This window comes from Salinibacter pepae (assembly GCF_947077775.1).
In the GTDB taxonomy this organism is placed as follows: domain Bacteria; phylum Bacteroidota; class Rhodothermia; order Rhodothermales; family Salinibacteraceae; genus Salinibacter; species Salinibacter pepae.
In genome coordinates, this window is record NZ_CAMTTE010000001.1 from 539,209 (window position 1) to 561,435 (window position 22,227).

Below are 22,227 nucleotides of genomic sequence, written 5' to 3' on the forward strand. Positions count from 1 at the left end.
GCGGTTCAGTGTGGGGGGAAACGACAGGTAAAACGGCCGGCGACTACCCGAAGGACGGTGGGGTGGGGCGCTCGTCGGGATACGCCTTCGCCTGAAGGGCCGTGCTCCGGGCCGCTAGATCGCGGAAGAGGCGGTCGTAGCCCCGGTACCGCCACGCGTTGAGGTACCGGGCACGAGGGTGCATCGGGAAGCTCCCCGAGGCGGCGAGGGAGCTCAGCCGGTCGAGAAGCCGCTCCACCTCAGTCCGGTACCGGCCCGGGTCGAAGGCGAGCCGCGTGCCCCGTTCTCGGGTCGTTGGGAAGTAGTAGCCGGACGTCCCCACTGTCTCGTCCGTGAGTGTGGAGAGTGCGTAGGCGTAGAGCGCCCACTGCAGTTGGGCGCCGTCGGCGACGGGGTCGCCCTCCTCGAATGAAGACGCACGCCCCGTCTTGTAGTCCCAGACCGCCAGGGTCCCATCCGGCCGGCGGTCCACCCGGTCGATCCGTCCTCGGAGCGCCATCTCGCGCCCCTCAACCGGGATTGTAACGGCCCCGAAGTCTTCCTCCTGGCGTCGATACGGGCCGTAGCCGAACCCGACCTCGTGGTACAACGGCGCGTGGGTGCGACAGTGCGCCGTCTCGGCCCGCAAAAACACGAGCGCATCCGCCCAGAGCCGACGAAACGCCGCCTCTTCGACGACATCGCTCGGGGGCGCGATCTTTTCGGTTTCCGCTTCGAACGCGGCCTGGAGCGTGTCTTCGAGAAGCGGTTCGTGCTCGGCCGCGGGCCGCTCGTCCCGCCCCCGGAGGGTCGTCATAAACGCCTCAAAGGTGGCGTGGAGAATGCTGCCGCGGCGACGGGCGTTGAGCCAGGGCTCGTCGTCCAGCGCGGGCTCGTCCAGGGGCTCAACGCCCAGGACGTATTTCAGAAAGTACAGATACGGGGTCTCGGCAAAAGTCTCCAGTCGACCCGCCGACATCGGCCCGCCGTTTTCGCGGTCCCGAAGAAAATCGAGCTCCGGATACGTGCCCGCCTCCAGCAGTCCGTCGTGTGCCGTGTACGCGTCGCTCTGGCGGGCCTGTCGCGCGTCCTCCCCACGCCGGAGCCAGGGATAGCAGTCGGAGAGCGCGTCGCGGGCAGTGCCCGTCCCTGCGCCCTCGCCGCCCCGATTCCGAGCGACCGTCAGCCACGCCTCCATGTCGTTGAGGCAGGTGCGCTCGCCGGTCGGCACGATGCCTTCGGTGCGCTCCGACTCGACCGTGGGGGCCTCCGCCAGCCGGAGAAAGAGCGGAGAGGGATACCGCTCCTCCCCACTGTCGAGGTCGAAGATGCGGGTGTACAGGGACAGGACCCCGGTGTGTCGCGCAAGGGCCTGTTCGTGGTGCCACTGCGCCTCGTCCGAGGCCGAGCGCCGCTCGGGGAGCTCGCCGTCCATCGAGTCGCTGAGCGCACGGCGGTCCGGGTCGCGGAGCATGGCCCCCGCCACCGCTGTCGTGGAGAGCGTGTCGCTATCCATCCCGACGACGTACAGGTGCGAGCGGGCGCCGTACCCCGCACTTTCGAGCGGCACGACGTGCGCGGTGCCGGGCCGCGGATGCTCAGCCCGCACGTACTGTCCCTCGAGCCAGCGCCGGAGGAGCGCGGCGAGTTGCGGGCCGGACGCCTCGTAGTCTACCGGAACGCGTGCGAGGCGGTCGAGGCGTTGCCAAAGCACGGTACGGCCCGCCTCGTCGAGCGTCCGCTCCGCCTCCGGTTTGTCCTCGGGGGGCGGGTCGACGGGCCCGAACCGCTCGACGAACCGCTGTGCCCGCGCCGCCATCTCCTGCACGGAGGCCTCTCGCGGGACGAGGGCCAACAGGGCCTCCACGAGTCGGGCGACGAACCGGAGTGCCCGTCGCCGCTCCCGATCCCGCTCCGGCTCGAGCCCCTGCCCCTCCAGCTCCACGATGCGGTCCTCGAGTTCTCCAATTGCGGCCCCGAGGGCCTTGGCGTATCCGTCCCGCCCGGGCTCGTATCGGCGTGCGGCCAGCAGGGTGGCAACCTCGTGGGCTTCGAGGGAACCCGCCCCCATCTCATTCTCCATCTCGGAACGCATCCGGTCGATGCGGAGATGCCCACTCCGCAGCATCCGGATCAGGACCGCCGGGTCGAAGTCTTCGGTCACCCACTCCAAGAACGCGAGGAGGGCCGTGCCCGTGCGGGTCTGTCCCGCAAACACCCCGGTCGCGATGGACACCGGCAGGCCCACGCGCGCGGCCCGGTCGGCGACCAGGGAGACGTAGGGCTGCTCCCCCGCCACGGCAATCTCCACCTCGTCGAACGGCACGTCGGCGTCGAGGAGGTCGCGGACGAGCGCATCCACCTCCCTGGCACTCCCGACCGCCCGCCGCACATGGACCTCCTGCACCGTCCCATTTGCCGTTTCACCGGGCGGCGGCGGGGCGTCCACAAAGCGCGCAGCGGCCGTCTGCGGAGGCGGGGCCTCCGGCTGCGGGCGGCCGATCCGGTAGAATGCCTCGGCCCCGGCCCGGACGGCCCGCACAAACTGATGGGCCTCTTCCGGCAGGTCCACGGCGTCGCACACCGCCACCACGGAGGCCGCCACGGCCGGGGGCGGGGCCTCTCGCACAGATTCGGCGGCCCACCGGAGGACCTGCGCGTCGTCGTAGAGGCCGTGTGCGTCCAGCGCGTCCAGGTACCCCTCGTAGCAGTCCGCCACCACCCGAAACGTCGCCGACGCATCTTCCGTCCTGGCGCGCGCCTGCACGTCTGCTAGCGGGGCGCCATTCCGCCGGAGGGTCTCGATGGCCTCGGCCACCGTGTCGGCCAGTTGACGGGGGCCCGGCAACCCGTCGAGCCGCCCTCGACGCTGCAGCTGCTTCAACAGGCGCGCCGCCAGGAACGACCGCCCGCCGACCGGCAGCTCGCGCCGCCCCGACGCCAGGATTCGGGGCTGGGCCACCTGTTCGGCGTGGTGACGCACGATGCGGGTCGAGACCCCGGCCCATCCGTCTGCGTCCCGCGCGAGGGCATCCTCGAGGGCGCGCCCGATTTGCGTCCGGGGCACGAGAACGACCTTCGGCGCGTGGGGGTGGGCGCGGCAGAGGGCCCGGAGCTGGGCGCCCGGCGAGGCAGAAGAAGCAGACACAGCTGGCATGGACGAGGGAGACGAACGCAGAAAATGGAGGGGGCGTCCGGCGAATGCGATGCCACGTACAACCTGCCGGTTGCACGGCACAAAGCAAAGCGGACGGACGGGCAATTCGTGAAACGTGTGGACTCGCATCCAGCACTACCGGAAATCCCGTCCCCGCCACGTCCACGGCGGCACCGGGTCGGGCTGCGCCCAGAGCCCCCGCTCGTTCGCCCGGGCCCGTTGCTCCAGGCGGCGATACCGATCGGCGTGAGGGGCCTGCCGACGGTCCCACCACGCGAGTCCGCGTCGAAGCAGGTGCTCGTTCAGCACGCGATCGTCCACGCGCACGACGAAAAGGGAACGGCCGTCGGGGCCGTCCGTCTCCGCCCGGGCCCGCACGTCCGTCCGGAAAACGATCCGTCGCACGGCCCGGGCCGCCGCGTCGGCGAAGGGCTGCCCCCGCTCCGGCGCATCAATGCCGTACAGCTCAACCCGCACGATCTGTCCCGTCTCGCGGAGGAGGTAAATGGTGTCTCCGTCCAGCACCCTGTGCCCTGTGCCCACGTACGACTGCCCCCGAGCGAGGAGGGGGCCCCACAGAAGCAATGCGAGGCCCGCGAGCACGCCCCACCACGCCCACGCGGTCACGGGCCGGCGGCCTCCAGAACCCACAGCAACAGGAATACGGGTGTGCACGGCCATCGAGCGGCGGGCATTATCAGACCAACAGTCCCACGAGTCCGCCCAGGGCCGCCGCGAGCCACACCGCAAGGCTCAGTCGACGCAGCGTCTTCTCTCCCGGCCGGCTCCGGCGCGCCAGCCATCCCCCCACGGCCCGACACGCCATGCCCAATCCCACCCCTACGAGGACCCAGGTCTCGAACGCGCGGAATGGATCGGTCCAGTGGGGCGAAAGCGCAATCTCCAACGCAAGCGCCCCGAGCAGCAAGGCGATGATCACACTGAACACCCGCCACGACGCCAGGTCCGGGGGCCTCCAGCGGTTGGGCGTGTCCATTCGAGGGTGGGTTGTCAGGAAAATCGTCGGGACCGGAGGAGCACGGGAGGGACCCTCTCGCCTCCCCATCCCGGCGACGTTATGATCGCATCGGGCAGGTGTCTGACACACAAAGACGCCAAACGATCCCTGTCCCCGTTCAGCCTGCATCATGCCGACGCTCGATGCTCCCCATCCCGGCTCTGGAACGCTGCACGAACCCGCCCCGGAGGCCGCTACGGTGCCGGAGGCACTCGTGCAGGACCTCTGGGCCCAGCAGCGCTTCGACACCGAGGGCCTCGAAACGACCGACGGGGAGCCCATCGCCATTCGCGATCCGGGGCGCCTCAACACCGATGCCGGGCCGGATTTTCAAAACGCCCACGTTCGCATTGGAGGGATGGACTGGCGCGGACAGGTCGAGGTCCACACGACCTCCGGCGGGTGGTTTCGTCACGACCACCACACCGACCCACGCTTCAACAGCGTGGTGCTCCACGTAACCCTCCACGCAGACATGTGGACCGGGGGCCTTCTGCGGGCCGACGAGTCTGCGCTCCCCGAACTCGCGCTCTATCCGCACCTCGACACGCCCCTCCGCGAATTGCTCTACTCCTTTCGGACGCGGGCCGACGACGACACGCTGCCCTGTGCGTCGCGCTGGGACGAGGTGCCCTCCCCCCTTCGCACATCGTGGATCCGCCGGCTCGCCCAGGATCGACTCACCGAAAAACGCGACCAACTGCCGGATCCACCGGATTCGTCTCCCGCTGAGGTTCTCCACGAGCGCCTGTTCGCCGGGCTCGGCTACGCGAAGAACGACGCCCCGATGACGACGCTCGCCCGACGGACGCCGCCGGCCGTGCTCCGCCCCCTCGACACGCCTCAGGAACGCGAGGCGCTCCTCCTCGGAACGGCGGGCCTCCTTCCCGAGCCCGGTGACTTGCTGGAGGCCGACCGCCCCACGGCCGACTACACCATGGCCCTCCGGGACCACTTCCGGCGGCTCCAGGTCCGCCTCGACATCCGGCCGATGGCCTCGACGGCCTGGACCTTCTTCCGGCTCCGGCCCAACAACTTTCCGCCCCTTCGTATTGCACAGGCGGCGGCGTGGTACGCCGAGGGAGGGCTGCTGCACGAGGCTCCGGTCTCGACGCTCCGCACGGCCCTGGGGCAGGGCACCCCCGTCGCGACGCTCCGGGAGGCGCTTGCGGCCTCTCCCCCTGCCTTCTGGCGCACGCACTATCACCTCACGAAGCGGGCCGCCGAGCACAGCCCCAGTCTTGGTACGTCTCGCCGCGACACGCTCCTCGTCAACGCCGTGGTGCCGGTGCTCCTGCAGGACGCCGATCGGCGCGGGAACGCGGCACAGGCCGACGCGGCACTGGACGTGCTCCGCGCCCTTCCGGCCTCTCAAGACCGCGTGGTCCGTCGCTTTCAGGACCTCGGCACCGACCCCGGGTCGGCGTACGACGCCCAGGGCCTCCACGAACTCTACAAAAATTACTGTTCGGCGGGAGGGTGTCTCGACTGCCAGATTGGCCAGCATCTCCTCGGTGACTGAGACGCCTCCAACCTACTCTCCCCCGATCCATAGAAGGCGACGCGCAAATCCTTCCAAGACGTCCAGTCGCCCGTGCTCGTTCGCATCGTTCGGATGACGTTCGCGCCCGACAAGGTCGATCGGTTCCTGGCCCACTTCGACGAGGCCGCCCCACATATTCGATCGGTTTCGGGCTGTCGGCACCTTGAGCTCTGGCAGGGCGCGGAGGCCCCCACCGTATGCACCACCCATAGCCGGTGGGAGCGTGCGGAGGCGCTCGACGCGTACAGGGACAGCGACCTGTTCCGGCGTACCTGGTCGACGGTAAAGCCCCTGTTCGCCGAGCGCCCTCGTGCCCGAAGCTACACCGTCGCCCGCCCGTCGGACGCGATTGATGCGGCCGCTCGGGACGCCACGAATCCGGGAAAGCCCTGAGCGCTTACCTCGGATGGAGGCGCCGAGTCCACCAAATCGACCCAGGCGCGCGGTCAATTCAGTGTAGCAGGTCCCTCAACGGTCGCCGAGGGCCTGCTCCATGCTCAACCGCTCCTCGTCTTGGAGCGACGGGAAGTTGACGGGACGGATGGTATATCGCCGCTCCGCGTCCGGGGCTGTGGGCCCCACCTGCGCCCCCTGAACGGTCGCGTGCACGGACCGCACCAGGTGTCGGTACTTCTTCATCATGATGTTCTTTTCCTTGACGGTGGCCCCATACCCGCGCTGAAGCGATCTGTAGGCGCTGCTGGCCGATAGGCGCTCAACGCGGCTTCGTTGGGTCTCCAGTAGGGCCTCATGTTCGTCCAACAGGGCCTGGTAGTCCTCCGCCAATGCCTGGAGGGTATCGGACGCCTCCGCGGCGTCCGCGAGGGTGCGTAAATCGGCCTCGGCCCGGTCGAGCTCGTCGGCGAAGGCCTCCACCGACCGCTGCATCGCCTGATAGGTCTTCGGCTTGGTGTCGTACCCGCCGTACGTGCGGCACCCACTGGCCAACAGCCCCACGAGGGCGAGCAGGAGTACGAAACGATTTGCGCGTAGCATAACGGAGACGAAGAAAATGTAACAGCACGCAAAGGGATCTACTGTAGGACTGCACGAAGGTGTCCGGCAAAGACGCTCCTTTCGTCGCGCGAACGCCAATTTGCGGCCATTTTCACGTTGCTTTTCCCCAGGCGGGTGCAAACCTGGTGGACCGCCGGGGGACACTCAGGATGAACACTCCGAGAAACACCAAACGTCACGGGGAGGTACGCTGACACGGAACGATAGAACGAACGTCTCTTGCCACTTGACCGTCTCGCCCACATGGGGCTGCCCTTATCGTCCTGCCTCAGCGGCAGCGCCCGCAGGACAACCTTCTTTGTCCCACCGGACATGCGCTTTCCGATCAGCTTTTCCCGCCCATGAGCGAACAGACGGCCCGACTCGTCGAGCGCCTTCGCACCCGTCTTCGCCGGGCGACGCGACGCATGTCGTGGGCGCAACTCGCCTTTGGGGGCGCCCTTGCCGGGGGCGCGGCGGCCGCCCTCTGGCTTCTGGCCGCCACGCTGGAGGCGGCGCTGTGGCTCCAGCCCAGCCTCCGGACCGGCCTGCTTCTTCTTGCCGGCGCCGTTCTGCTGGGCATCGGCGCGGCGTTCATCGCCCGCCCGGTGGGCCGCCTGCTTGGACTGCTCGACGGCCCGTCTGAGAAGGACGTCGCCCGGACGGTCGGCAGGCATCACCCAGTGGTGGCCGATCGGCTGGTAAACCTGCTCCAGCTGGCAGAGGGCCAGCGGTCGCACGCCCCCGCCCCGTACGTGGACCAGGCCGTCCGGCACCTCGCCGACCACGTCGACGAGGTCCGGTTCGACGAGGTGGCCGACTTCCAGCCGGCCCGGCGGGCCGCCCGGTGGGCGTTGTTTCCGGGCCTGGCCGTCCTGACGTTCGTCCTCGCCGCCCCCTCCACGTTTCTCGACGCCTCGGAGCGCCTCCTCGCTCCCCGGACCGAATTCGAGCGGCCGGCCCCGTTTCAGTTTAACGTGCGCCCGGGGGACGCCCAGCTCGTCCGGGGCGACTCGCTCCGCGTCACCGTCCGGGCCACCGGCACCGTCCCCGAGACGGCCACCCTCCTCCTCCGCCCCGCCGAGAACGAGTCGCCCCGGCGCGTCGCCATTGAGGCCGACTCGATGGGCACCTACCGCCACACCGTCCCGAACGTCCGCCGTGCCCTGCGGTACCGCGTGGCCGCCTCGCCGGTCCGCACGGAGTGGTACACGGTGGAGGTGGCCCGGCGTCCCGTCGTCCGACGGCTGCAGCTCCGCGTGAGCCCCCCCGCCTACACCGACCGCCCGGCCCGGGAGCTCGCCCCCAACGTGGGCGCCGTGACGGCCCTTCCCGGCACGGAGGTTACGGTGTCGGCGGCCCTCGGCGGGGCCCCGGTCACGGACGCGACACTCGACTTCGAAAACGGCCCGGCGCAGTCGCTCACGGTCACCGACGACTCGGCCACCGGTCGCTTCCGCCTTCGCCGCGAGGACGCCTACGCCCTGCGCCTGGAGAGCACAGGCGGCATTCCGAACCGCGATCCGATCCGCTACGAGGTCGACCTTCAGACCGACGCCCGGCCGTCGGTGTCCTTCCTCACCCCCGGCGATCCCGCCGAGCTGACGCCGGACCTCACGCAGCCGCTCCGGGTCCAGCTCAGCGACGACTACGGATTTCAGCGGGCGGCCCTGTTCTACCGCCGCACCGACGGAGGGGGTGCAGATTCGTCGTTTGCTTCCATCGACCTCCCTCTCCCCGACGGCCAGGCCGCGGACCAGGTCCTCTCGCACACCTGGCTTCTCGCCCAGGAGAGTGGGCTCGACCTGGAGCGCGGGGACGAGGTGGCCTACTACGTCCAGGCCTGGGACAACGACACCGTGAACGGGCCTAAGGGCGGCCGCACCGCCACCCAGCGACTCCGCTTTCCCTCCCTCTCCGAACAGTACGAGGAGCTCGACACCCTGCAGCAGGAAACCGGCGAGCAGATGCAGGCGCTCAACCGGCGGTCCAGGGACGTACAGCAGCAGTTTCAAGACCTTCGCCGGGAGGTTCGCCGCACGCGAGAGGCGGACTGGGAGGACCAACGCCAGCTCGAACGGTTGCGGCAGAAGCAGAAGTCGCTCTCGCGGAGCAAGTCGAGCCTCTCGCGTCAGGTGGACTCCCTGAACCGCGAGATGCAGCGCAAGGACTTGTCGAGCCCAGAAACCAGCAAGAAATTTCAGGAGCTGAAGCAGACCATCGACGAGATGGAGTCGAAGGACCTGCAGAAGGCGCTCGAAAACATGCGCCGGTCGATGCAGGACCAGAGCTTCCGCCAGATGCAGTCGGCCATGGAGCAGGCCCAGTCGCGCCTCAAGCAGCAGGAACAGCAGCTGGAGCGCACGCTCAACCTGTTCAAGCGGCTGAAGGCGCGGCAGAAGATGGAGGAGCTGAGCCGACGGGCGGAGGACATCCGGAAGCGGGAGGACCAGGTCGCCCAGGAGACGTCCGAGCGCATGGACGCGTCTTCCGAGGCCGACTCAACCGGCCAGTCTCAGGGGGAGTCTCCTTCGTCGGAGTCGCCGTCCTCGGACTCTTCTGCGGCCCCCGCCTCGCCCTCCGACTCCTCCCGGGCCGATGCCTCCCCACCGGGCGCCTCGGACTCCACGGGCACGCCGCCATCCGACTCGCTCGGCTCACAGCGCTCCCCGCGCGCCGACTCGTCGGCCAACCCGGACCTCGCCCGCGAACAGAAAGAGCTGGCGAAGGAGATGGAGAAGCTCATGGAGGAAATGCAGGACGCCCAGCAGGACATGAAGGACGTCCCGTCGGCCCCGAAGAAGGACCTTCAGCGGATGCGGAAGCAGATGCGGAGACAGGACCTGCCGGAGCAGATGCGACAGAACAGCCAACAGCTCCGGAAAGACCAGCTCCGGAAGGCCCGTCAGCAGCAGCGACGGCTGCAGAAACGCCTCCAGAGCATGCAGTCTCGGATGTCCCAGATGCAGCAACAGATGAAGGGACAGCAGCGCCGGATGAACATGACGGGGCTCCGCAGCGTCCTGGCAAACACCCTGCGCCTGTCCAACGATCAGGAAGACCTGCGCACGACCCTTGAAGGACTGGAGGGGGAGGGCTCCGCCGTTCGTCGCTTTGCCCCTCAGCAGAAGGAACTGCAGGACGGCCTCAACCACGTCGCCGACTCCCTGCAGTCCATCGCGAACCGGCTTCCGCGAATGTCGAAGGCCGTTCAGGAGAAGACGGGCAACGCGCTGCGGGCCATGGAGGACGCCACCACCGCCCTGGACGCCCGTGAGGGAGACGAGGCCACCGGCTACCAGAAAACCTCCATGATGCACCTGAATGAGTTGGCCCGGCTGCTCTCCGATCTGTTGGACCAGATGAAGCAGCAGCAAAGCAGTGGCGGAAGCGGCAAGATGTCGATGCAGCAGGCCATGCAGCAGCTGCAGCAGACCTCCGGCCAGCAGCAGAAGCTCAACCAGCAGATCCAGAAGTTCCTGAACAAGGCTCAGGGCGAGCGCCTCTCGAAAGACATGCAGGCCCGGCGGAAGCAGCTCGCCAAGCAGCAGCGCCAGATCAAGCAGCAGCTTGACGAAATGAACATGGAGGAGGAGGCGAAGCAGAAGTTGATGGGCGACCTGCAAAAGATTGCCGACCAGATGGAGCAGTCCGCCGACGATCTGCGGGGCGGCCGCCACAGCCGAGACCTCATCAACCGCCAGCAGCAAATTCTCAGCCGTCTTCTCAACGCCCAGCAGTCGCTTCGTACGCAGGGCAAGAAACAGCAGCGACGGGGGCGCCAGGCGGACGACGACTTTGATCGGCAGCGTCCCGGCGACCGCCCCGACTCGGAAGCCCCCGACACGCTCCGGCGCGGCCTCATTCGCGCCCTGGAGATGGGATACGACTCGGAGTACGAGGCGCTCATCAAGAAGTACTTTGAGCTCCTTGAGCAGCGCGAAGGGGCGGCGAAATAGACGGCGGCCGTTCACCTCGGTCCCTTCCGGCAACTGAGACCTTCAGTTCGCCGACCTCCATCATGCTCGTCGCACCGGTGCCCCTGGTGGCTCAGCACCTAGCACCCGCCCCACGGGAGACAAAAACGACGTAGGAGAGGCGACCGAAAATCCACATCGGGGGGCCGCGGGGCTACAGCCCAACTCCCTTCGGTCGTTGGGCGCCAAATAGCTCCCCCGACCTCACGTCAGCGACGACGCCCATCCCCGTCGAACTACAAAAACGGCTCCGTCGACTGACGGAGCCGTTCAGAACAAGTGCTAAAATCAGTAGCGGGGGCGGGATTCGAACCCGCGACCTTCAGGATATGAGCCTGATGAGCTACCACTGCTCCACCCCGCGGTGTAAAGCACGGTCTGGTATTTGCCCGGCCCCCTTCAGGTTCCGCCGCTTTTCGGTTTCACGGCGATCTAAAATCAATTCCACCTCGTCTCGAAATCCGGCCGGCACCAGATGCTCAGAGCCGCCTCCCGGACTCGAACCGGGGACTTCATCCTTACCATGGATGTGCTCTACCACTGAGCTAAGGCGGCAACTACAACCTGTGGGAAGAGCGGGAGACGGGATTCGAACCCGCGACGTTCACCTTGGAAGGGTGATGCTCTACCCCTGAGCTACTCCCGCAGGGCATTCTCAAGCGGGTGCACCCAAGCGTGCCTCGCTCGGGGCGTTCCGCTCGCGGTCAAGGTGGGCCGGGGAGGATTCGAACCTCCGAAGGCATAAGCCGGCAGATTTACAGTCTGCTGCGTTTGGCCACTTCGCTACCGACCCGGGCAGGGCGTCCGGCGTTCATCCAGCCAGTTGGTCAGCCCGGCGTTGCGATTTCTCTTCTAGGTTTTGACGGCGGAAAAGTTGCCCGGGAGGGGGGCGAATTTCAAATGAAGAGGGGAGCCGGTTCATCGTACGGATCGTCAGGGCCAGTGCTCGCGATTCCTCTGCCGGTGAACTCCGACTCCAATGAGTGGTTGGAGGAGCCAACTTAGTACGTTGATGTTCTCGATCCGTCTCCCCCTCCACGCATGAGCGTCATCGCGACGATTCTGGCCTACGCGGGCCTCGCGATCGTATCCACCGTCGTCGTTTGGAAAGGCAGCGAGCTTCTCGAATCGTCGACCGAGAAGCTGTCGGCGTACTATCAGCTTCCCCCTCTCGTGCAGGGGTCCATCGTACTGGCGGTCGGGTCGAGCTTCCCTGAACTCTCGACCGCCGTATTGTCCGCCGCCCTGCATGGCGATTTTGAGCTCGGGGTGGCGGCCGTCGTGGGCTCTGCCCTCTTCAACATCCTGATGATTCCGGCCCTTGCCGGCCTGTGGGCGGAGGAGCAGCTGGAGTCGACCCGCGACCTGATCTACAAGGAGACCCAGTTCTACCTCATCTCGATCGTGGTGCTCCTGTTGATGTTCTCCTTCGCCGTCATCTACAACCCCCTCGCGGGTGGAACGGACGCCCAGGTTGGCGGCGTAACTCGGGGACTGGCCCTGCTCCCCCTCGCGCTCTATGCCGTCTACGTATACCTGCAGTACCAGGACACGCGAGACCATCGGCCCGAGGCCCCGCCCGAGGACATCCACCTTCCGAAGCAGGGGACACGCCTCGTGGGATCGCTACTGATCATCCTCATCGGGGTGGAGGGGCTCATCCGGTCGGCCGTGGCGTTCGGCGACATCTTCGGCACGCCGAGCTTCCTGTGGGGCATCACGGTGGTCGCGGCCGGCACCTCGGTCCCGGATGCCTTCGTGAGCATCCGTGCCTCCCGGGCCGGCAATCCCGTGACAAGCGTGGCGAACGTGTTGGGCAGCAACATCTTCGACCTTCTCGTCTGCATCCCTGCCGGGGCCCTCGTCGCCGGCACAGTCGCCATCAACTACTCTGTAGGAATGCCCATGATGGGAGTGCTTTCGCTCGCCACCCTGATTGTCCTCCTTACGATGCGATCGGAGATGGTTCTAACCACCCCTGAGGCCTGGGGGCTCATTGCCCTGTACCTGGCGTTCGTGGTGTGGATGGGGGCCGAGACGGTGGGGACGGTGGATCTCATTCCCCACCTTCCCCCGCCGGCCCACGCCCCGTGACGTCCCAGGCGAGCGATTGTGCCGGCGGGAACCGGCGCCTGCTACTCGTCCCCGTCAAAGGCGAGGGCCGCAGAGTTGATGCAGTACCGCTGTCCGGTGGGCTCCGGGCCGTCGTCGAAGAGGTGCCCCAGATGGGCCCCGCACTCGTCACACACCACTTCGGTCCGGCGCATTCCAAGGCTGTGGTCGGACGTCAGATGGACGTTTCCGTCCTCCACCACGTCGTAGAAGCTGGGCCAGCCGCTGCCGGATTCGAACTTGGTGTCGGAATCGAAGAGGGGCGTCTCGCAGACCACACAGCGATACAGCCCATCGCCCTTGTGGTCCCAGTACTGTCCACTAAAGGGCTTCTCCGTGCCCGCCTCCTGGGTCACGTGGTACTGCTCCTCGGTCAGCTCATCGCGGAGCGTGTCGTTCGACGGGCGGGATGAGTCAATTTCGGCCATATCGGCAATGCGGGTTTGAAGCGTGATCCATTCGATGCGGGACGGGCGGGGGCTACGATCCGGAGGCGTCGGCCGACCCGGATGCCCGGCCCTCCCCTGACTCTCCGTCCTCTTCGATCACCGTAGCCTCGTCCGGCTCGTGGTCGTCGGCAGATCCATTCTCCTCAGACGCGGCTGCGCCGTTGGTCGTGGGCATGTGGCCAATCTCGTCGGTGTCGCCGTTGACCAGGTTGAGCACGTCTTTGCCGGGGACCTCTTCCCGCTCAATGAGCATCTCGGCCAGCTGGTCGAAGGCCTCGCGGTGTTCGGTCAGGGTATCCACGGCCCGCTGGAAGGCATCCTCCGAGATGCGGCGGATTTCCTCATCCACCTCTCGGGCCGTGTCGTCACTGTACTCGCGTCCCTTCGCAATCTCGTCCCCGAGGAACACGTTTCCTTGATCCTCCCCTAGGGAGATGTGCTTGAACTGATCGCCCATTCCCCAGTCGAGGACCATCTTTCGTGCCATCTTGCGGACCTGCTTGAGGTCGTTCTCGGCGCCGCTGGTCGCGGTGTCGAAGATGAGTTCCTCCGCCGCCCGCCCGCCCATGATGACGGCCAGGCGGTCCAGGATGTAGTCGAGCCGGTAGAGGTACTTGTCCTTCTCGGGCAGTTGCTGGGTCACCCCCATGGCCTTCCCCCGGGGCACGATGGTCACCTTGTGCACCGGGTCGGCGTTGGGAAGCACCGCCCCGACGATGGCGTGGCCGGCCTCGTGGTAGGCCAGCAGCCGCTTCTCCTCGTCGTCCAGCACCATGCCGTCGCGCTTGAGGCCCATCATGACCTTGTCCCGTGCCTCCTCGATGTCGCTGTACTGAATGGCCTCGTGCTCGTAGCGGCCGGCCAGGAGGGCCGCCTCGTTGAGGAGGTTTTCGAGGTCCGCCCCACTGAACCCGGGGGTGCTCCGTGCAATCTCGTCCAGGTCCACGTCGTCGCTCAGCGGCTTATTCCGTGCGTGGATCTTCAGGATCTCGTGGCGGGACTGCTTCGTGGGCAGGTCCACCGTGATCTGACGGTCGAAGCGGCCGGGCCGCGTGAGGGCCGAGTCGAGGATGTCGGGCCGGTTGGTCGCCGCCATTACGATCACGCCTTCGTTCTCCTCGAAGCCGTCGAGCTCCGACAGCAGCTGGTTCAGGGTCTGTTCCCGCTCGTCGTTGCCGCCGCCGAGGCCGGCCCCCCGCTTGCGGCCGATGGAGTCGAGCTCGTCGATGAAAATGATGGCCGGAGACGTCTCCTTGGCCTCGCTGAACATGTCCCGGACCCGAGAGGCCCCTACGCCCACGAACATCTCCATGAAGTCGGATCCCGATACGCTAAAGAACGGGGCATTCGCCTCCCCCGCCACGGCGCGGGCGAGCAGGGTCTTGCCGGTGCCCGGCGGGCCCACCAGAAGGACCCCCTTCGGCACCTTGCCGCCCAGCCCCTCAAACCGCTTCGGGTTCTTCAGGAACTTGATGATCTCGCGCAGCTCCTCCTTCGCGCTGTCGGCCCCGGCCACGTCGTCGAACGTGGTGTCCTCCTCGTCCTTGTCGTAGAGCTCCGCCTTGCTCTGGCGGACGGAGAAAAGCCCCTGGCCCTGCGACTGCATGCGACGGAGGAAGATGTATCCCACCCCGAACAGAAGCAGGACGGGCAACAGCCCCATGATGACCAGTCCCCAAGGGAAGCTGCTCTCGGGCTTCGTCACCACGTTCACGCCCTGCGATTCGAGCAGGTCCATCAGCTGCTCGTCCCCGAACGAAGGGAGATAGGTCACAAAGTTTTGATACTCGACCGTATTGCCCTGCTCGGACCGGGTGGCTTGCGACTTGAGCGTGCCGTTAATGGCGTTGCCCTTCACCTCCACACGCTCCACGTTCTCCTGCTGCAGCTGCGTGCGGAACTCGCTGTAGCTAATGCGCTCGCCCCCCGACGCCCCCATGCCCCAGTAGCTGTACGCCCACAGGGCAAGCAACGTCCCGGCGATGACCCAGATGATGAGACGGCCCCGTCCGGTTCCCGAGGACCCTCCCCCGGGCAGCCCGGATCCGTTCTGATTGTCATTCTGAGAAGTTTGGTCAGCCACGTCGACTCAGTCAGTTAGGAATGATCATCGAGGGCTCTCCGGCACGAGGACGGTGTCCGAAGCGCGGAGGTAGACCCAGAACACTAAGCACACCCTCATACACCCGTGGACACGGATTGTGTCCCGCCACGAGCCTGTGGGGAATGTTCTTTCATACAAAGAATGTACGTTACACAGACGTTTCGGCGATGGGTCCGGAGATGTCGGTTGCTTCTATTCCTCGGTATGGATTATTGTGTAAGCCCTTCCACACCGCCTCTTTTCTGTTCACTGGTTGTCCCCCCCTGATGTCCACCGACATGTCGCCCGCCCCTGACTCTTTCCCATTCGGCCAAGACGTGGTATGGACCCCCGATCCGGAGGTCGTCGCCGACTCGAACCTGCGACGGTTCATGGACCGGCACGACCTGGCGGACCTCTCGGCCCTCCGCACACGGGCCGCCTCGGACGTGGCCTGGTTCTGGGAGGCGGTGCTCGACGACCTGGACATCGAGTTTTACGACCCGTACGACCAGATCGTCGATCTCTCGAAGGGCATCGAGCGACCCGCCTGGTGCGTGAACGGAAGCATGAACATCGTCCACAACCTGCTCGACAAGTGGCAGGGCACGCCCGCGGAGGACCGCGCGGCACTGCGCTGGGAGGGAGAGGACGGGGCCACGCGAACCCTGACGTACGGCGCGCTCCACCGGCGCGTTTGTCGCTGTGCAAACGCGCTGCGGGACCTGGGGCTCGGACGGGGCGACCGGGTTGGGCTCTTCATGCCCATGACCCCGGAGATCGTCATCGCGTTCCTGGCGATCGCAAAAATCGGAGGGGTGTTGCTGCCCCTCTTCAGTGGGTACGGGGTCGGCGCGCTGGTCACCCGGCTCCAGGGGGCCGAGGCGGACGCCCTCTTCACCGCCGACGGCTTTGCGCGCCGGGGGCGCCCCATCGACATGAAAGAGACCGCGGACGAGGCGGTCGCCCAGTGCCCGACGGTCGAACACGTCATTGTTCACCGGCATCTCGGGCGCGACGACACGCCCATGACGACCGGGCGCGATCGCTTCTGGGCGGATTTCGTAGCGGGGCACGACCCGGAGGCCCGCACGGCCCGCACCGGGGCCGACGACCCGGTCATGGTCATCTACACCAGTGGGACCACCGGGCCGCCGAAGGGGACCGTCCACACCCACTGCGGCTTCCCCATCAAGGGCGCACAGGACATGTACCACCCGATGGACCTGAAGCCCGGGGAGACGATGTACTGGATGAGCGACATGGGCTGGATGATGGGGCCGTGGCTCGTCTTCGGGACGCTCACCGTCGGCGCAACGATGGTGCTGTACGACGGGGCGCCGGACCACCCGGACCCCGGCCGCCTCTGGCGACTGGTGGACGACCACGAGGTGACGCACCTCGGCGTGTCCCCCACTCTCATCCGCGCCCTCAAGACGCACGGCGACGCCCCTGTGGAGGCCTCCGATCGGTCCAGCCTGCGCGCCATCGGGTCGACCGGCAGTCCCTGGGACCCCGAATCCTGGTCGTGGTGCTTCGAAACGGTCCTCGGCGGCGAGAAGCCGATTCTCAACTACTCCGGCGGCACCGAGATCGCCGGCGGCATCCTCTGTGGCAACGTCCTGGAGCCCCTCAAGCCCGCCGCGTTCTCCGGCCCGGTCCCCGGCATGGACGCCGACGTGGTGGACGAGGACGGCACGCCGGTTCGGGAGGAGGTCGGCGAGCTCGTCCTGCGGGCGCCCTGGATCGGCATGACGCGCGGCTTCTGGGGCGACGACGACCGTTACCACGACGCCTACTGGGACCGACTCGACGACGTGTGGGTGCACGGCGACTTCGCGGCCGTGGACGAGGACGGGCTCTGGTACATCCTGGGCCGCTCGGACGACACGATTAACGTGGCCGGCAAGCGCCTGGGCCCGGCGGAGATTGAGGCGCTCCTCAACGCCCACGAGGCAGTCGCCGAGAGCGCGGCCATTGGCGTGCCGCACGACGTGAAGGGCTCCGAGATCGTCGCGTTCGTGGTGCTGGAGCCGAACCACGACGAAACCGCGGCCCTCCGCGAGGCGCTGATGCAGGGGGTCGTGGACGAGATGGGCAAGCCCCTGAAACCGCGCGAGATTCTTTTCGCCGACGCCCTGCCCAAGACGCGCAACGCCAAGGTCATGCGGCGCGTCATCCGGGCGGCGTACCTCGGCGACGAGCTCGGCGATACGTCGAGCCTGGAAGACCCGAGCACCGTCGACGCCATCCAGGAGGCGCGGTAGAACGCCTCCCCCCGTTCAGTGCCTCACCGGGTCCAGAGGTGCCTCGCCGGGTCCAGAGACGAACATCCCCCCTTTCTCTCCCATATACTTGCGCAAACGTATTAAGCGTCGATGAACCAAACACGCCATGTGGGTGCGTTTCGTTGCGGTTCTGTTCGTCGTGGCGGGTGTGCCTGACCCCGCGACCGGGCAGTCCACCGGCGTCATTGAGGGGCGCGTGCTCGACGCCGACTCGAACGCGCCGCTGCCCCGCACCCACGTCTTTGTGGTGGAGTCGATGCACGGGACCGTGACCGATTCGAGCGGGTGGTTTCGGCTGGAGGGGGTCCGCCCGGGCTCGAAGCGGCTCTACGTATCGCGGGTCGGACATAAGCGGCGTGCGCTTGCCCTTCGCCCCGCCCCCAACCGTCTCCTGACGGTGACCGTGCGCCTCGATCCCAAGGTGCTCGACTCGCCGCCGGTTACGGTCTCCGCGGAACGCGACGAGGAGTGGTACGAGCGCCTGGACCACTTCAAGAGCCTGTTCATCGGGCGCTCGGACCTGGCCGAGGACTGCACGCTCGTGAACCCCGACGTCCTCCGCTTCGACGACAAGTGGTGGGGGCGGTTCGAGGCGTGGGCCGAAAAGCCGGTCGTCATCGAAAACCGGGCCCTGGGCTACCGCCTCACCTACTTCCTGAAGGAATTCGAGGAGCGCGGATCCGTGGTGCGGTGGGACGGGGAGCCGCTCTTCGCCCCCCTCACGCCGACGGACTCTGCGGAGGCCGCCCGGTGGCGACGGAACCGGCTGGAGGCCTACCGGGGGTCCCTCCGTCACTTCCTCCGTGCCCTCCTGGACGACCGGCTCGACGAGGCGCAATTCGACCTCTACCGCCTGCCTCGGGCCTCCGCCTTCCGCCACGCCGCACGCGCCGACCGCTTCCCCGCAGAGCGCGATAATATTCTGGAGGCCGGCCCCGACTCCACCTATCTCCTCACCGCTCACGACCGGCTCGAAGTGGTCTACCACGGCATGCCGGAACGGCAAGCGTACCTCGAGTGGGCCGACCTTCGTCGACGCACCCCCCGGGACCACCAGACCTCCCAGATCGAGCTCAACGAGCGGCCCCTCCACATCGACCCGTCCGGCGAAATTGTAGAGCCCTACGGGGCCACCCTCTACCAGTACTTTGCCTTTGCCGCCCGGATGGCCGAGCGCCTGCCCCGCGAGTATGAACCGCCGCGGTAGTCGGGCCCCTCAGCCGGCCCAGAAGGCATTTTCGTAGTGTTGCACCTCCGGGGCCCCGCCGGTGAGCATGACCGCCACGACGTCGAAACGGGCCGGAGCCCCCTCGGCCCCATGCTCGTGAAGGTAGCCTCGGGCCACATGTTGTAGGGCCGCTCGTTTCTTGGCGGTGATCGACGCTTCCGGCGCCCCAAATCCCGTCCCGCTGCGGGTCTTCACCTCCACAAAAACATACTCCTCCGCATCGGTCCCTCGACACACCAGGTCCACCTCATTGCGACCGTGGCGGTAGTTGCGGGCCAAAATCTCATAGCCCGCCTCGTCGAGATGAGCGGCGGCGATCTCTTCCCCACGGTCCCCGATGTCGTTGGTCGTTGCCATGGCGGCAGGGAGACGTTCCCTCAGGATGGGTCGGAAGAGGAGGGCGTACTCTCGGACTCGCCCCGCCGGAGCGCCACGGCGAGGAGCTGCTCGATCTGGTCGACGTCTCTGTTGCGGACAAGCGGAAGCAGGGCCTCGGAGACGCCTTCGAGCACCTTCAGAAGGTCGATGAGGCTGGTAAGGCGCTGGTGGAGGGTCCGTTCGGGCCCCGGATGGTCCGCCCCCGACGCGCCATCCTGGACCAGCAGATTGGCACACTCTTCGAGGCGGGACCGGACGGGATGGACCTCCCGGCGCTGACGTTCTTCGATGATGCGGGCGGTGATCTGCCACACATCGGTCTCTGCCCGGTAGTAGTCTTTGCGCGAACCGGAACGATGCGTTTTGTCTACAAGGGTCCAGTCGACGAGCGACCGGAGGTTCATGTTGGCGTTGCCCCGGCTCACGTCCAGGCACGCCATGACCTCGTCGGTGCTGAGGGGCCGCTCTGCGCAGTAGAGCAGCGCGTGAATTCTCGCCATGGTACGGTTGATCCCCCACGTCGATGCCATCTCCCCCCACAGGGAGACAAACCGGTCAACCGCGACCCGGGCCTGCGAGCCGCGGTCAAGGTTCAAGGGATCCAGTCCGGAAGGCTCAGGGGATGGCATGGGGGACTCGCGCTGTAGGCGGCCGGTCTCTTGGGAGGGAGCCCGCCGGGGCGGTAGGCCCAACTCCTAAATCCCTCCGAATTGTTTCTCTCAGGCGGAACGGGGCTACACATCGCGGTCCGCGGTTCGTATGCTCATATTCAATCGTATTCAATCGCTAGGGCAAACTGTCTCTGCCGTCGCCTTCCCGGAGCCCTCTTTTCACATCCTTCGAGGTCCATGCCCACTTCCGCCCCTTCTTCGCCCCCCATCGTCACCCTCACGACGGACTTCGGCACGGAGGATGCGTACGTGCCGGCGATGAAGGGAACGATGCTCTCCATCTGTTCGGACGCACGACTCGTGGACGTAACCCACGAGATCAGCCCCCAGGACGTGATGGAGGCGGCCTTCGTGTTGCAGTCGGCCCGCCCCTACTTTCCGGACGGCGCCGTGCACCTGGTGGTGGTGGATCCAGGGGTGGGCACCGAGCGGCGCGCCGTCGCCCTCCGCGCCGAGGGGCAGTGGTTTGTGGGGCCCGACAACGGCGTCTTTCCGCTCGTGCTGGACCAGGCGTCGCCGGACGCCATCGTGGAGCTCGACGACCCGACGTTCTGGCGGGACGACTCGCCAAGCACGACGTTTCACGGCCGCGACATTTTTGCCCCCGCCGCGGCCCACCTCGCCGACGGCCGGTCCGTGGAGGCCCTCGGCACGTCAATCGACACGCTCGAACCGCTCCGGTGGGCCCAGCCGTCGACCGGGGCCCAGACGGTGCAGGGCTGGGTGGTGCACGTGGATCACTTCGGCAACTGCATCACGAACATCCGGCGCCCGGCAATGGCCGAGGCCGCCGGCCTAGAGAGTCCGACCCCGCCCCTTGACGCCTTTCCGCCCCTCAAAACCTACGCGGGCAACACCACCCTGCAGGCCCTCCACCCGACGTATGGGGCCGTGCCCGAGGGCGACCCGCTCCTGCTGTTCGGAAGCACGGGCTACCTGGAGATCGCCGCCAACGGGGGGAACGGCGCCGAACTGCTGGACATACGAAAGGGCGATTCCGTAAAAATCGTCTTCGAGGAGCCGCCCGAATAGTCCTGGTCCTCGGCCGCGTCCTCAACGCTCCAGGTGCTCTTTCCCATGGCCCTCGCGTCCACGTCGCCCGACCCCCCCTCCCCCCTGAAGAACCTGGATGCCCTCTACCCGCTCGCCTGCACACTGGTGGGCGACGAGGCCGCCCCCTCCCTCCTCGTCCAGGTGTACGAACGGGTGGCCGATGCCCCCCCAAACGAACGCCCCGAGGCCCCGGAAGACTGGCTCGCCCTGCTCCTCCGGGAGGCCCCGGAGCAGGGACAAGCGCCAAGCGACCCGGGAGCCCCCGACGCCTCTTCCACGCCTGATGCGGGCTCCCTTCGACGCGATACCGCGGAGCGCCTCGCCCGCAACACCCTGCCCGTTGCTTTCGCAACCTGCTCGACCGCGGAGCGATTTGTTCTCGCCCTCAGCGCGTCCCGACTGTCTGAGCCCCCCCAACCTGCCCGGCTTGCCGACCTCTTCGAAGCCCCCCTTCCATCCTCCCCCTCCGCACTGTTGCGGGAGAAACTTCGGGCGGTGCTGTCGGCCCCCGAGGCCGACCTGATCGACGAGACCCTCTCCGACACGGAGCTCCACGGGGTGCTGCGCGACGTGCTCCGGGATCGATTTGCCCCGGTGCCCAGCTCGCTCCGCGCCCGCCTCCGGGCCGTCCGGCCGTCGTCGCCCCCCACGGCGGGCACGGACGCGGAGGACGAGAAGGATCCCGAGGGATCTGCGTCGGGCGACACGTCGGGCGGCCTGCTCGACCGGCTTCCATCACGACCGAAGCCCCGCACTCTGCTGTTCGTCCTGCTGCTGGGGGGCCTCGTCTTGGGGGGCGGGCTCGGGGTGTCGTACCTGACCGGGTCCTCGTCGTCGACCTCCGCCCCAAGCCCCCCACCCTTACGGCCTTCTCCGCCGAGCAGGCCGGGGCCGTAACGACCGAACGCGCGACCGCACAGCCGGCCGAGGCGGAGGCCTATCTGGACTCGACGTGGGGCCGCCGGGTGCGGCTGCCGTCCATCGAGGGCGCACAGCTGCGGGGCGTCGGGCGGCTCCAGGCGGCCGGCAATACCGAGATCCCCGTCGTGCTATACACCGGCGACGAGGGGGCCCGCATCGCGGCGTTTGTGTACAGCTACGCCCTCATCGACCGACTCGACGACACCGCCACCCTGAACACGCAGGTTCGATCTCAACTGGCCCAGCGCAACCAGCTCGTCGCCAACGGGCAGGCCGCCGGGCCCGGCCTCTTGTGGCGCAACCGGGCCAACATCTTTGTTGTCGTCTCCCCCTCTCTTTCCCCCGGCACACTCCGGGCGCGCGTGCAGCCGTAG

The 22,227-nt window shown here is 67.3% G+C and carries 17 protein-coding genes and 4 tRNA genes; 9 read left to right on the plus strand and 12 right to left on the minus strand.

Features of this window, described 5'->3' with window-relative positions; all coding sequences use genetic code 11:
* Positions 1–43 precede the first annotated feature (43 nt).
* The 3 genes from OJA40_RS02355 to OJA40_RS02365 form a co-directional block, all read right to left on the minus strand.
* Complete coding sequence (locus tag OJA40_RS02355) at positions 44–3,136, minus strand: PD-(D/E)XK nuclease family protein (RefSeq protein WP_263808992.1); 3,093 nt, start codon at positions 3,134–3,136, stop codon at positions 44–46.
* Positions 3,137–3,271: 135 nt separating this feature from the next.
* Complete coding sequence (locus OJA40_RS02360; RefSeq protein ID WP_263809877.1) at positions 3,272–3,787, minus strand: thermonuclease family protein; 516 nt, start codon at positions 3,785–3,787, stop codon at positions 3,272–3,274.
* Between the two features lie 46 nt (positions 3,788–3,833).
* Positions 3,834–4,133, minus strand: coding sequence for a hypothetical protein (locus OJA40_RS02365; RefSeq protein WP_208425273.1), 300 nt, complete (start codon positions 4,131–4,133; stop codon positions 3,834–3,836).
* Between the two features lie 151 nt (positions 4,134–4,284).
* On the opposite strand from OJA40_RS02365, the gene OJA40_RS02370 reads away from it, so the two are divergent.
* Positions 4,285–5,676, plus strand: a complete 1,392-nt coding sequence (locus OJA40_RS02370) for a DUF2851 family protein (protein WP_208425272.1) — start codon at positions 4,285–4,287, stop codon at positions 5,674–5,676.
* Positions 5,677–5,748: 72 nt separating this feature from the next.
* Positions 5,749–6,090: a putative quinol monooxygenase gene (locus OJA40_RS02375; RefSeq protein ID WP_263808990.1), complete on the plus strand. Its 342-nt coding sequence runs from the start codon at positions 5,749–5,751 to the stop codon at positions 6,088–6,090.
* Positions 6,091–6,165: 75 nt separating this feature from the next.
* Here OJA40_RS02375 and OJA40_RS02380 read toward each other — a convergent pair whose 3' ends face one another.
* Entirely contained in the window at positions 6,166–6,693 is a 528-nt protein-coding gene (locus OJA40_RS02380; protein ID WP_208425271.1) for a hypothetical protein, read from the minus strand.
* Positions 6,694–7,055: 362 nt separating this feature from the next.
* Here OJA40_RS02380 and OJA40_RS02385 point away from each other — a divergent pair, with 362 nt between their 5' ends.
* Positions 7,056–10,652, plus strand: a complete 3,597-nt coding sequence (locus OJA40_RS02385) for a DUF4175 domain-containing protein (RefSeq protein ID WP_263809878.1) — start codon at positions 7,056–7,058, stop codon at positions 10,650–10,652.
* A gap of 310 nt (positions 10,653–10,962) precedes the next feature.
* On the opposite strand, the gene OJA40_RS02390 is transcribed toward OJA40_RS02385, so the two are convergent.
* From OJA40_RS02390 to OJA40_RS02405, 4 genes are all read right to left on the minus strand, one after another.
* Positions 10,963–11,034, minus strand: a tRNA-Met gene (locus OJA40_RS02390).
* A 119-nt stretch (positions 11,035–11,153) separates the two neighbouring features.
* Positions 11,154–11,225 (minus strand) — tRNA-Thr (locus tag OJA40_RS02395).
* 19 nt (positions 11,226–11,244) lie between these two features.
* Positions 11,245–11,316, minus strand: a tRNA-Gly gene (locus tag OJA40_RS02400).
* A gap of 64 nt (positions 11,317–11,380) precedes the next feature.
* Positions 11,381–11,463 (minus strand) — tRNA-Tyr (locus OJA40_RS02405).
* A gap of 248 nt (positions 11,464–11,711) precedes the next feature.
* On the opposite strand from OJA40_RS02405, the gene OJA40_RS02410 reads away from it, so the two are divergent.
* Positions 11,712–12,764, plus strand: a complete 1,053-nt coding sequence (locus OJA40_RS02410; protein ID WP_208425269.1) for a sodium:calcium antiporter — start codon at positions 11,712–11,714, stop codon at positions 12,762–12,764.
* Positions 12,765–12,805: 41 nt separating this feature from the next.
* Here OJA40_RS02410 and msrB read toward each other — a convergent pair whose 3' ends face one another.
* Together msrB and ftsH are read right to left on the minus strand one after the other, a co-directional pair.
* Positions 12,806–13,210 (minus strand): peptide-methionine (R)-S-oxide reductase MsrB, encoded by a 405-nt coding sequence (gene msrB / locus OJA40_RS02415; protein WP_011404556.1) that lies wholly within the window; start codon positions 13,208–13,210, stop codon positions 12,806–12,808.
* A 52-nt stretch (positions 13,211–13,262) separates the two neighbouring features.
* Positions 13,263–15,314: an ATP-dependent zinc metalloprotease FtsH gene (gene ftsH / locus OJA40_RS02420; protein WP_208425268.1), complete on the minus strand. Its 2,052-nt coding sequence runs from the start codon at positions 15,312–15,314 to the stop codon at positions 13,263–13,265.
* A 287-nt stretch (positions 15,315–15,601) separates the two neighbouring features.
* On the opposite strand from ftsH, the gene OJA40_RS02425 reads away from it, so the two are divergent.
* Both OJA40_RS02425 and OJA40_RS02430 read left to right on the plus strand, forming a co-directional pair.
* Entirely contained in the window at positions 15,602–17,581 is a 1,980-nt protein-coding gene (locus OJA40_RS02425; RefSeq protein ID WP_263791185.1) for an AMP-binding protein, read from the plus strand.
* A gap of 169 nt (positions 17,582–17,750) precedes the next feature.
* Positions 17,751–18,809, plus strand: a complete 1,059-nt coding sequence (locus OJA40_RS02430; RefSeq protein WP_263809879.1) for a carboxypeptidase-like regulatory domain-containing protein — start codon at positions 17,751–17,753, stop codon at positions 18,807–18,809.
* A gap of 9 nt (positions 18,810–18,818) precedes the next feature.
* On the opposite strand, the gene OJA40_RS02435 is transcribed toward OJA40_RS02430, so the two are convergent.
* Both OJA40_RS02435 and OJA40_RS02440 read right to left on the minus strand, forming a co-directional pair.
* A complete protein-coding gene (locus OJA40_RS02435) occupies positions 18,819–19,187 on the minus strand; it encodes a YraN family protein (protein WP_208425265.1) in 369 nt (122 codons plus the stop codon).
* 20 nt (positions 19,188–19,207) lie between these two features.
* Entirely contained in the window at positions 19,208–19,708 is a 501-nt protein-coding gene (locus OJA40_RS02440; RefSeq protein WP_263809880.1) for a GbsR/MarR family transcriptional regulator, read from the minus strand.
* 348 nt (positions 19,709–20,056) lie between these two features.
* On the opposite strand from OJA40_RS02440, the gene OJA40_RS02445 reads away from it, so the two are divergent.
* The 3 genes from OJA40_RS02445 to OJA40_RS02455 all read left to right on the plus strand — a co-directional run bounded on the left by OJA40_RS02445 (position 20,057) and on the right by OJA40_RS02455 (position 22,227).
* Positions 20,057–20,911, plus strand: a complete 855-nt coding sequence (locus OJA40_RS02445) for an SAM hydrolase/SAM-dependent halogenase family protein (RefSeq protein ID WP_263809881.1) — start codon at positions 20,057–20,059, stop codon at positions 20,909–20,911.
* Positions 20,912–20,956: 45 nt separating this feature from the next.
* Entirely contained in the window at positions 20,957–21,829 is an 873-nt protein-coding gene (locus tag OJA40_RS02450; RefSeq protein WP_263809882.1) for a hypothetical protein, read from the plus strand.
* A gap of 68 nt (positions 21,830–21,897) precedes the next feature.
* Positions 21,898–22,227, plus strand: coding sequence for a hypothetical protein (locus OJA40_RS02455; RefSeq protein ID WP_263809883.1), 330 nt, complete (start codon positions 21,898–21,900; stop codon positions 22,225–22,227).

Coding starts and splice junctions, on each gene's coding strand:
- OJA40_RS02380 (WP_208425271.1), bottom strand. CDS start 6,693: ATGCTACGCGCAAATCGTTTCGTACTCCTGCTCGCCCTCGTGGGGCTG.
- msrB (WP_011404556.1), bottom strand. CDS start 13,210: ATGGCCGAAATTGACTCATCCCGCCCGTCGAACGACACGCTCCGCGAT.
- OJA40_RS02385 (WP_263809878.1), top strand. CDS start 7,056: ATGAGCGAACAGACGGCCCGACTCGTCGAGCGCCTTCGCACCCGTCTT.
- OJA40_RS02425 (WP_263791185.1), top strand. CDS start 15,602: ATGTCCACCGACATGTCGCCCGCCCCTGACTCTTTCCCATTCGGCCAA.
- OJA40_RS02450 (WP_263809882.1), top strand. CDS start 20,957: ATGGCCCTCGCGTCCACGTCGCCCGACCCCCCCTCCCCCCTGAAGAAC.
- OJA40_RS02435 (WP_208425265.1), bottom strand. CDS start 19,187: ATGGCAACGACCAACGACATCGGGGACCGTGGGGAAGAGATCGCCGCC.
- OJA40_RS02365 (WP_208425273.1), bottom strand. CDS start 4,133: ATGGACACGCCCAACCGCTGGAGGCCCCCGGACCTGGCGTCGTGGCGG.
- OJA40_RS02445 (WP_263809881.1), top strand. CDS start 20,057: ATGCCCACTTCCGCCCCTTCTTCGCCCCCCATCGTCACCCTCACGACG.
- OJA40_RS02440 (WP_263809880.1), bottom strand. CDS start 19,708: ATGGCGAGAATTCACGCGCTGCTCTACTGCGCAGAGCGGCCCCTCAGC.
- OJA40_RS02410 (WP_208425269.1), top strand. CDS start 11,712: ATGAGCGTCATCGCGACGATTCTGGCCTACGCGGGCCTCGCGATCGTA.
- OJA40_RS02355 (WP_263808992.1), bottom strand. CDS start 3,136: ATGCCAGCTGTGTCTGCTTCTTCTGCCTCGCCGGGCGCCCAGCTCCGG.
- OJA40_RS02370 (WP_208425272.1), top strand. CDS start 4,285: ATGCCGACGCTCGATGCTCCCCATCCCGGCTCTGGAACGCTGCACGAA.